This is a genomic window from Streptomyces sp. NPDC048637 (genome assembly GCF_040650675.1).
Taxonomy (GTDB): Bacteria; Actinomycetota; Actinomycetes; order Streptomycetales; family Streptomycetaceae; genus Streptomyces.
Map to the genome: position 1 here is coordinate 72,819 of NZ_JBEZHQ010000041.1, position 8,559 is coordinate 81,377.

The 8,559-nt window shown below is 73.6% G+C and carries 6 protein-coding genes; 2 read left to right on the forward strand and 4 right to left on the reverse strand.

What is annotated here, in order from left to right:
- Window positions 1–274: 274 nt before the first annotated feature.
- The gene (locus tag AB0C46_RS34070; RefSeq protein ID WP_362832626.1) at window positions 275–526 is read right to left on the reverse strand and encodes a hypothetical protein; all 252 of its coding nucleotides are present in this window, start codon (window positions 524–526) and stop codon (window positions 275–277) included.
- A gap of 256 nt (window positions 527–782) precedes the next feature.
- Between AB0C46_RS34070 and AB0C46_RS34075 the strand changes: the two genes are divergently transcribed.
- A complete protein-coding gene (locus AB0C46_RS34075; protein WP_362832628.1) occupies window positions 783–2,072 on the forward strand; it encodes an XRE family transcriptional regulator in 1,290 nt (429 codons plus the stop codon).
- Between the two features lie 457 nt (window positions 2,073–2,529).
- Here AB0C46_RS34075 and AB0C46_RS34080 read toward each other — a convergent pair whose 3' ends face one another.
- From AB0C46_RS34080 to AB0C46_RS34090, 3 genes are all read right to left on the reverse strand, one after another.
- The gene (locus AB0C46_RS34080; RefSeq protein WP_362832630.1) at window positions 2,530–4,305 is read right to left on the reverse strand and encodes a protein kinase; all 1,776 of its coding nucleotides are present in this window, start codon (window positions 4,303–4,305) and stop codon (window positions 2,530–2,532) included.
- Window positions 4,302–4,967, reverse strand: a complete 666-nt coding sequence (locus tag AB0C46_RS34085; RefSeq protein WP_362832632.1) for a hypothetical protein — start codon at window positions 4,965–4,967, stop codon at window positions 4,302–4,304. The genes AB0C46_RS34080 and AB0C46_RS34085 overlap by 4 nt, the downstream gene beginning before the upstream one ends.
- A gap of 256 nt (window positions 4,968–5,223) precedes the next feature.
- Window positions 5,224–7,479 carry an N-6 DNA methylase gene (locus tag AB0C46_RS34090; RefSeq protein ID WP_362832654.1) on the reverse strand — a complete coding sequence of 752 codons (2,256 nt, stop codon included), beginning with the start codon at window positions 7,477–7,479 and terminating at the stop codon, window positions 5,224–5,226.
- Window positions 7,480–7,655: 176 nt separating this feature from the next.
- On the opposite strand from AB0C46_RS34090, the gene AB0C46_RS34095 reads away from it, so the two are divergent.
- A complete protein-coding gene (locus AB0C46_RS34095; RefSeq protein ID WP_362832634.1) occupies window positions 7,656–8,447 on the forward strand; it encodes a DUF4190 domain-containing protein in 792 nt (263 codons plus the stop codon).
- The last annotated feature ends 112 nt before the right edge of the window (window positions 8,448–8,559 follow it).

The window sequence follows — 8,559 nt, forward strand, 5'->3', positions numbered from 1 at the left end:
CCACTGCTTCGGCCAACGATCTGTGGCGGGGGTGGTTTCTGCTGTGGTGGGCCTTCTTGTCGGTGCCGCCGTGAGGAACCCGCTCACCCATCATCACCCGCCGCGATCCGCCCCTCCCGGGTCCTCGAAACCGTGAGTGCCTCCGGCTGCGCCGCCCATTCCCGGCTCCCCCGCCCGCGTAAGTAGAGGACGCCCTTCCGGATGTCCGTCACGATGGCCAGCCGCCCCGGGGCGTACTCGACCTGGTCACCGACCTTCGGTCCCGGTCCGGAACTCACTGCACGGCCTCGATCGTGTCCAGTCCGGTCGTCCACTCCACGCCGCCGCCCTCGGGGGACAGCCACACCACGGGCGGCGTGTCCGGGACCTTGAGGACGGGCCCGCGGTGGGTGGCCTCCACGTCGGGGGCGAGTGCGCGGAAGATCCCGATGCGGTCACCGTGGGCGTGGTCGACCACGCGTGCGCCGAGCAGAGGGTGCGACCAGTGGCCCAGACCGAGCGCCTGCGGCTGCCACGTCGTCTTCATTGGATGGTCCCCTTTCCGAAGCCTGCTGAGGTGGGGTGGTCCGCGACCGGAGAGGCCGACGGACCGCAAGCCGCCGCAGCCCACGAAGCCGAGGGCATTCCTTGGGCGCCGGAAGGCCGCCGGCAGCTGTGCTCAGCCAACGCGGCCGCGAGGGGACGCGGTTAGTGCGATCCAGCAGGCCTCCGCTCGCACACCTAGGGCGATTTGACCGCCTATTGGCCTGACTGCCGGGTGCTCCGGGGCCTACCGTGCGGGCATGGACACCACGCGGAATCAAGCGCTCACAGCGTGGATGGCTGAGCACGGCTACAGCTCCAACACGCTGGCTGACGCGGTCAATCGGGCCGTCGGTGACCTCACCGGCCGGACCGGAGGGCTGGACGGGTCATCGGTGCGGGACTGGAAAGCGGGGCGGGTCCGCTGGCCGAAGTCGGCCACCCGTACCGCGCTGGAGAAAGTCACCGGTCTGCCGGCCACCGCTTTGGGGTTCGTGCCCCGGTGCCGCGCCACATCCGCCCCGGCATCAGCACAGGAGGCCCCCGTGAATCGCCGCAGCTTCCTCACCGCCACCGCGGCTTCCGCCGTCGCGCCCCTCCCCACTGCCGCCGCACCCCACCGCATCGGCATGTCTGACGTCACCCGGCTTCAGCGGAAGTTCGCCGCTGTTGTGGCCGGCGATCACCAATACGGGGGCTTCGGCAGCATCGAAGCCCGGGCCCTCGAACTGGCCGCCGAAGCCTTGGACCTTCAGGACCGCGGATCTGCCAGTCAGCGCGTACGCAGTCAGTTATATGCGGTTGCAGCCGCCTTCACTTCTAGCGCGATGTGGGCGGCGATCGACGGCCGCCGCTTCGATGCGGCGCGACGACGCCACGAGCGGGCTGCCGGACTCGCCGCGATGTCGGGCGATCAGATGATCCAGTTCCGCATCTGGTCCCATGCGGGAAGCCTGCACCGGCACGTGGGCCGTGCATCGGACGCCCTCGCCGCCAACGATGTCGCACGAGCCCTGCCACTCACCCGGCGCGACCCGCTGTTCGCCTCTCTCGGGCACGCCCGGCACGCAGCCGTCCACGGCCTGACCGGCGATCGGTACGCGGCGGAACGTGCCATCGGTAGCGCCCAGGACGCCGCCGACCGCGCCGACCCGCACGCCCGGCGGCCGTTGTGGATGGCAGCAGTCCGCGACCGAGCGGAACTCGCCGAACTCGCCCTCTCCACCTACCTCAGCCTCGGTGATTTCGAGAAGGCCGAAGCGCAGGCACACCGCAGCCTGGCGCTGCTCCGCCCCTACATGCAGCGCGACCGCGCCCTCGTCACCGCCCGACTGGCTCAAGCCCAGTTAGGACAAGGGGATCTGGAATCCGCCCTGCATACGGCAATGAGTGTCCCGTTGAACGCGGTCGGCCATCCACGGGTGGCTCGCCTCCTCGCCGCGTTCGGCACCGGCCTGCGCGGGTGCGCACCGCACAGCTCGGCCCTCCGCACCTGGTCCCACTACCAGCAGGCGCATCTGTCGAAACGGCAGGCTGACACCAAGACCTGAAACAGGGCGCCCCGCTGGCACGAGGACTTCGGGGGTAATGCATACGGCACCACCGTCGAGGCTGACAACCGCTGGCGGGCCCGCATGGCCCCACCCACGCCAACGAGCTGCTCGCCCCGCTGGCACGGACCGGTGAAGGAGAGCGGAGAGCAACGATCCGCAGGGGAGGGGAGTTGACCGCAGCCTTCACGATGCCTGACCAAGCGCCTGACACCAGCCGAATGCGAGCTGATGGTGACTTCGGCCGCCGACGGGGAGAAGACCAGCTGCTCTAGGAAGGCTGGGTCACGCGGTCATCGGGCCGCACAGACGCCATCGACTCGCCGGTGCCTGGCCTCATGACCTGTCCCGCGCGTAGGCCAGCAGAGACGACCGGGCAGCACGCCACGCCACCGCTCATCATCTACCGCCGAGGCCGAGCGTCCCGGCTGCACGGCCCCCACCACCCCTTCACTCCTCACCCCTGCACCTCACTCAACCAATACAACGTCCGCCGCAGCTCCTCCGGGAACGGGTGGTGGGGGCCGTGCAGGCGCTCGGCGTCGTAGAGGAGGCGGGAGAGGGTTTCCTGGGCGGCGGGGCGTTCGCCCTGGGCGAGGAGCAGGTGGCCTATGGAGCGGCGGATTTCCAGGGGGCGTACGGGGTCGTCGGCGTAGTGCTCGAAGTAGGGGAGGAGGGCGCGGTACTCGTCCAGGGCCTGGGCGACCTCGCCGAGTTGTTCGAGGCACTGGGCGGCCTCGTAGTGGAACTGGAGGGCCTGGCGGGTGGCGCCGGCCCCGGATTCCTTGGCGAACTCCTCGGCCAGCAGGCGGAGTTCGGGCAGGGCGCGGCGGTACTGGCCGTCGTCCATGAGGGTGGCGGCGTACTGCTTGCGCAGGGTGCGGACGACCGGGGAGTGGGCGCCGTGCCGTTCGGCGGCGGCCGGCAGGATGCCGCCGAGGATGTCCACGGCGCGGGTGATCCGACCCTGGTCGAGCAGGTTCTTGACCTCGTCGACGGCGGCCGCGACGTCCGGTCCGGAGACGGAGGAGGCAGCGGAGGAGGCAGCGGACGAGGCAGCGGAAGCGGAGAGGGATGAGGTGCGGGGGTCGGGCGCGGAGGTCCAGGTGCCGGGGCGGGAGGCGCGGGGGCCGGCGGCCGGGTGGGCGGCGAAGGCGGCCCCGGCCGATGCCGCGACGGAGCCCGATCCGGGGTGAGCGGATCCGGTGGAAGCAGCGCCCGCCCCGGCCGGAACCAGGGGCTCCGGTACGCGTGGTGTGGACAGTGCGGCCGGTGTCGGGGCCGGTGCCCCGGAGGAGCGGGCCGGCCAGGGGGCGTGGGGCCGGCGGAAGGGGCGGGTGGGGTCCATGGGGGCGAGCGGGGCGGGCGGGGACTGTGCGGCCTGCGGGCCGATGGTGGCCGTGGGCAGCAGGGGGGCCAGTGCCTGGTAGACCTCCTGGGCGTCGGCGGGGCGGGCCTGGGGGTCCTTGCGGAGGAGGCGGAGAACGAGGGCTTCGAGGGCCTCGGGGACGTCGGGGCGCAGTGCGCGGACCGGGACGGGCTCCTCGTGCAGGTGGCGGTGGAGCACACCGAGGGCCGTGGAACCGGCGAACGGGACCTCGCCGCTGAGGAGTTCGTGGAGAAGGACTCCCAGGGCGTAGAGGTCGGTGTGCGGGCCGACGGCGCCGCCCATCGCCTGTTCGGGCGCCATGTAGGCGGGGCTGCCGATGGGGGAGCCGGTGTGGGTGAGGCGGGTGGTGTCGGTGTCCAGGGCGGAGGCGATGCCCAGGTCGAGGATGACCACCGAGCCGTCCGGCCGGATCATGACATTGCGGGGCTTGAGATCGCGGTGGACGATCGGCACCGCGTGGACGGACGCCAGTACGGCGCAGAGCTGGGCGGCGACGGAGACCGCCCAGGGCCACGGGTAGGGGTCGTGCTCGGCGAGGTGGTCGGAGAGGTCCGCGCCCTCGACGTACTGCATGACCAGGTAGAGGTCCTCGTCGTCGCTGCCCGCGTCATGGACGGTGACCAGCCCGGGATGGTCGACCTGCGCGGTGACCCGGCATTCGCGGACGAAGCGGCGGCGCATCTCCTCACCGTCCGGGGTGCCCGCCACCCGGTCGGGGCGCAGCAGTTTGACGCCGACCCGGCGGTCCAGGCGGCGGTCGTAGCCGATCCAGACCTGGCCCATCCCGCCCTGGCCGAGCAGCGCGGAGAGTTCGTAACGCCCGCCGATGATCCGGCCGTTCACCGGCCCTCCTCCTTGCGGAGGTAGTCGCTGAGCTCATCGAGCTCGGCCCGCACCCGGTCGATGCGCTGCGGCGGCCGGTGCCGGTCCGGGGGCGGGGCGTACGGGCCCGCGGGCGGCGGCGAGGGGCGGGACGGCGCGCCCGGCCCGCCGGGCTGCGGCAGCCGCGTCTCGGTCATGGCGTACGGGTTGGCGGGGGCGGGGCCCGGCGCACCGTACGGCTGGGCCTGGGCGTATCCGGGGGCCGGGGCGGGCGGCTGCGGTACGCCGTAGGGGTGCGCGGCGGGCGCGTACGGCATGCCGTAGGCCGGTGCGTGACCTGCGCCGTAGCCGGTGGCCTGCTGGGCCCGGACGTCGACGACCAGGTAGTACGCCACGGCCACCGCGATCTGGAGCAGTACCAGTCCGACCCCGAGGTCGGTGCGCCAGTCCGTTTCGGGGAAGTGGGTGACCAGCAGGAAGGCGCCGATCAGCACCACCACGTCACCGCCGAACAGCCACCAGCTCAGCCGCCCGCGCCGCACCAGCGCGGCCCGCAGCAGCGTGGCCCAGGCCAGCAGGCCGAGGCTGAGCACCGCGACGGCCACGAAGACCACCCGCAGCAGGATGACCGTCGCCCGCGCCGGGGGACGGTGCGGCGGGAGGGCCGGGACGGGGCCGTACATCACTGCTCCTGACGGATCGGTTCATGGCCGGTGGGGCCGTGCTGGGACGGCGGCCTCGCGCGCGGGCGCGCGAGGCGCCGGGGTACACACGTGCCTGCGAGCGTATAGACGACGCCGACCGCGCGTGCGGGGTTGTTCGGATTGGACGACCCGATCTGCCGGTCCCGGAACGGCCCGCCCGACCGCCCGCCGCTGCCGGTCCGCCGGGCGGTCCGCCGGGCGGTCCGCCGGGCGGTCCGCCGGGCGGTCCGCCGGATCAGTCCGGCGCCACCGAGCCGTCCGTCAGCCCGTCGTGCAGGCCCTGGACCAGTTGCTCGCCGAGCCGGGACGCCAGCCGCAACGCCCCTTCGAAGGCGGCCAGATCACGGAACCGCTGCCCGTAGCGGCGCTGCTCGGCGAGCGGCAGCCGGGGCAGTTGCAGTCGGCGGACGTCGAGCCGGGTGGCGGTGGAGGCGTAGCTGCTGGCCTGCCGGGTGTTGGCGGTGCCCCGCAGGAAGCCGGCGAGGAACCAGGGGTCGAGGGCGGCCGGGTCGGGCCGCAGCAGGGTGAGGTTGCGGCCGAGGGCGGCCCCGGCGGTGGCGTCGTCGACGACCCGGGCGACGGCGCCGCCGCCGAGGACCGGGACGACGACATCGCCCTCGCGGACCAGCACCGCCTCCTCGGCGGGCTCGGAGGCGGGCGCTTCGGGGAGGGCGCCGGACGGAGCGCCGCCGCCGATCACGTCATGGTCGGTGAGCACCGCAGGCACTCCCCCGGCTTCTCCGCCCGGTTCGGCCGGCGTGGCCCCCCCGCCCGGCGATGCGGTGCCGGCGCCGCCCGCGCGCAGCACCAGGGCGCCGGAGCGGGCGAGTTCGCCGACGGTGGTCAGCGGCCAGCGGGGGGTGGCGGCGAGGCCGGGGGTGTCGCCGTCCTCGGGCCGCGGGGTGAGCTCCGTCGTGCGGGCGAGGGTGGCGGTCAGCCGGTCGCGGACCCGGGCGAGTTCGGCGGGGCCGCCGGCCGCCGCGGGCGGCGGGAGGTGCCGGGCCGGGGCGAGGTCGACATCGTCGTCGAGGAGGTCGATGGCGGCCAGCGACCGGCGTACGCCGGGCCGTTCCTCGACGCCGCCCTCACGGTCGAAGGTCTGCCAGGCCTCGACGGCGGTGGCGTGCACGCTCTGCCAGTCGGGCCTGTCGCGGCCGGCGGGGGTGCCGGTGGCGAGGTCGGCGGTGTCGACGACGAGGAGCTGGGGGACGGGCGGCCGGCCGTCACCGGGCTTGCGCAGCACCCACAGATGCAGCGGGACGCCGTTGGGCGGGGCGGCGCCGGCGGGCAGCGCGATGACGGCGCGCAGGGCGCCGCGCCGCAGCAGGTCGGCGCGGATCCGGCGGCCGGAGCGGCGGGAGGCGGCGGCGGGCGGCATGAGGAGGACGGCGGTGCCGCCCGGCCGGAGCCGGGCCAGCGCGTGCTGGACCCAGGCCAGTTCGGATTCGGTACGGGCCGGGAAGCCGTACTCCCACCGGGGGTCGTAGGCGAGTTCGTCATGGCCCCAGTTGCGTTCGTTGAACGGCGGGTGTGCCAGGACGGCGTCGGCGGCGAGGTCCGGGAAGCCATCGGCGCGCAGGGTGTCCGCGGCGCGGACCCGGACCCGGGCGCCGGGGTTGCTGAGGGCGAGGCGGAGCGCGGTCAGTGCGGCGAGGTCGGGGTCGGCCTCCTGGCCGTGCAGGGTGACGGGGCCGTCGGGGGCCTCGGCCTGCGGTGCGGCGTCCCCGGCACCGTCCGTCCCGGCACCGTCCGTCCCGTCGCCGGTCTCCTGTCCGGCGCGCTCCTGGGCGGCGGTCAGCAGACCGCCGGCGCCGCAGGCCGGGTCGAGGACGGTGTGCAACGGGCCGGCCGACGCGGCGAGTTCGGCCATCAGCGCGGCCGGTCCCGGCGGGGTGAGGGTGTACTGCCGGGGGTTGGCGTCCAGGTGACGGCCGAGCAGGAAGGCGTACGCCTGCGGGGCGCCGTCCGCGGCCGCGAGGTCACCGGCGGCCCGCACCAGCGCGGCGGACGGGGCGAGCGCCTCGCGGGTCAGTCCGCGTACGGGGTGTTCCGGGCCGAGCCGGGCGGCGAGGACGGCGTCGAGCATCGCGGGGAGGACGCCGGTCAGTTCGGTGTCGTCGGCGGCGGTGCGCAGCTGCTGCCAGACGGCGGGCCGCTCGTGGACCAGCAGCAGGACGGCGCCGGCCTGGCGCAGTGCGGCCGCGGTGCCGGCCGGGTGCCCGACGAGCTGCTGCCAGACCCGTTCACGGAGCGGGACCTCGGCGAGTTTGCCCTGGTCGCGCAGCCATTGCTCGATGTCGCGGAGGGCGAAGGCGGGGCTGGTCTCGGTGCCGCCGACCGGCTTGGGGAAGTCCGCGTGCCGGCGCCGCCAGTTGCTGACCGCGGCCCGGCCGACACCGGCGAGCCGGGCGATCCCGGCGGCGGTCACCTCGGCCGTGCCGCCCGTCGCGTTGTCCGGTGATGCGTTGTCCGGCACCTGGCTGACTCCCATCCCGTGGCCCCCGACCGCTGTGTCGGCAAGCATACCCAGCAGCGATACACCTGCCCCTTCACAGCGTGAACTACTCACCTTCAACTGCTCATGTTGACTCGGTTCACAGCCTCTGCTGTTATTGACCCATCGCTTCGGCAGCAATCGATTCGAGCGCCCGGAAGGGGCCCCTTCGCATGTCTCAGCAGATGCACTACCAGCCCGCACCACAGGGGCCCACCGGCACTCCGGCCCCCCAGGCGGCCCGCAACGGACTCGGTATCGCCGCCCTGATCCTCGGCATCATCGGCGCGCTCAGCGGCATCCCGATGATCCTGTTCTGGCTCGCCGGACCGCTCGGCGTCCTCGCCCTGATCTTCGGGCTGGTGGGCCTCAGCCGCGCCAAGAAGGGCCAGGCCACCAACAAGGGCGTGGCCGTGACCGGCACCATCCTGGGCGCCCTCGCGATCGTCCTGGCGATCGTCGGCATCATCGTCACCGTGCTGGCCGTCAACAAGGCGGTCGACGAGGTGCACAAGCAGGTGGAGCAGAGCTCCGGCCAGCCGAAGAACGGCTCGGGCCAGAGCGCCAAGGACCTCGGCCCGGGTGACACGGCGAAGTACAACAACGGCGTCCAGGTGACCGTCTCCAAGGCGTCCCCGTACACCGTCGACCCGAACACCGTCGTCAGCGGCCACACCCAGGGCAACAAGGCCTACAAGCTCACCGTGACGATCAAGAACACCGGCAGCAAGCCGTTCGACAAGCCCCTCGTCCAGACCAAGGCCCGGGTCAACGGCAAGGAGGCCGAAGAGGTCGACGACGACAAGCACGGCATCCTGCACCACGACTACGGCAACGCGATCAGCCCCGGCGAGACCGCCAGCGTGGAGATGGTCTTCGACGCGCCGACGACCGCCAAGCAGCTCGACGTCGAGGTCACTCCGGACCTGCTGCTCGACTCCGTGAGCTGGAAGCTGGCCCTCTGAGCCACCGGCTCCCCTCCCCGCTCCGGCCCCCGGCCCGGCACCGCGACCCCGCGGTGCCGGGCCGGGGGCCGGCCCGTGTCCGGGAAGGACGGGACCCCCCCCCCCGCAGTTA

Coding starts and splice junctions, on each gene's coding strand:
- AB0C46_RS34070 (WP_362832626.1), bottom strand. CDS start 526: ATGAAGACGACGTGGCAGCCGCAGGCGCTCGGTCTGGGCCACTGGTCG.
- AB0C46_RS34085 (WP_362832632.1), bottom strand. CDS start 4,967: ATGTACGGCCCCGTCCCGGCCCTCCCGCCGCACCGTCCCCCGGCGCGG.
- AB0C46_RS34090 (WP_362832654.1), bottom strand. CDS start 7,479: ATGGGAGTCAGCCAGGTGCCGGACAACGCATCACCGGACAACGCGACG.
- AB0C46_RS34095 (WP_362832634.1), top strand. CDS start 7,656: ATGTCTCAGCAGATGCACTACCAGCCCGCACCACAGGGGCCCACCGGC.
- AB0C46_RS34075 (WP_362832628.1), top strand. CDS start 783: ATGGACACCACGCGGAATCAAGCGCTCACAGCGTGGATGGCTGAGCAC.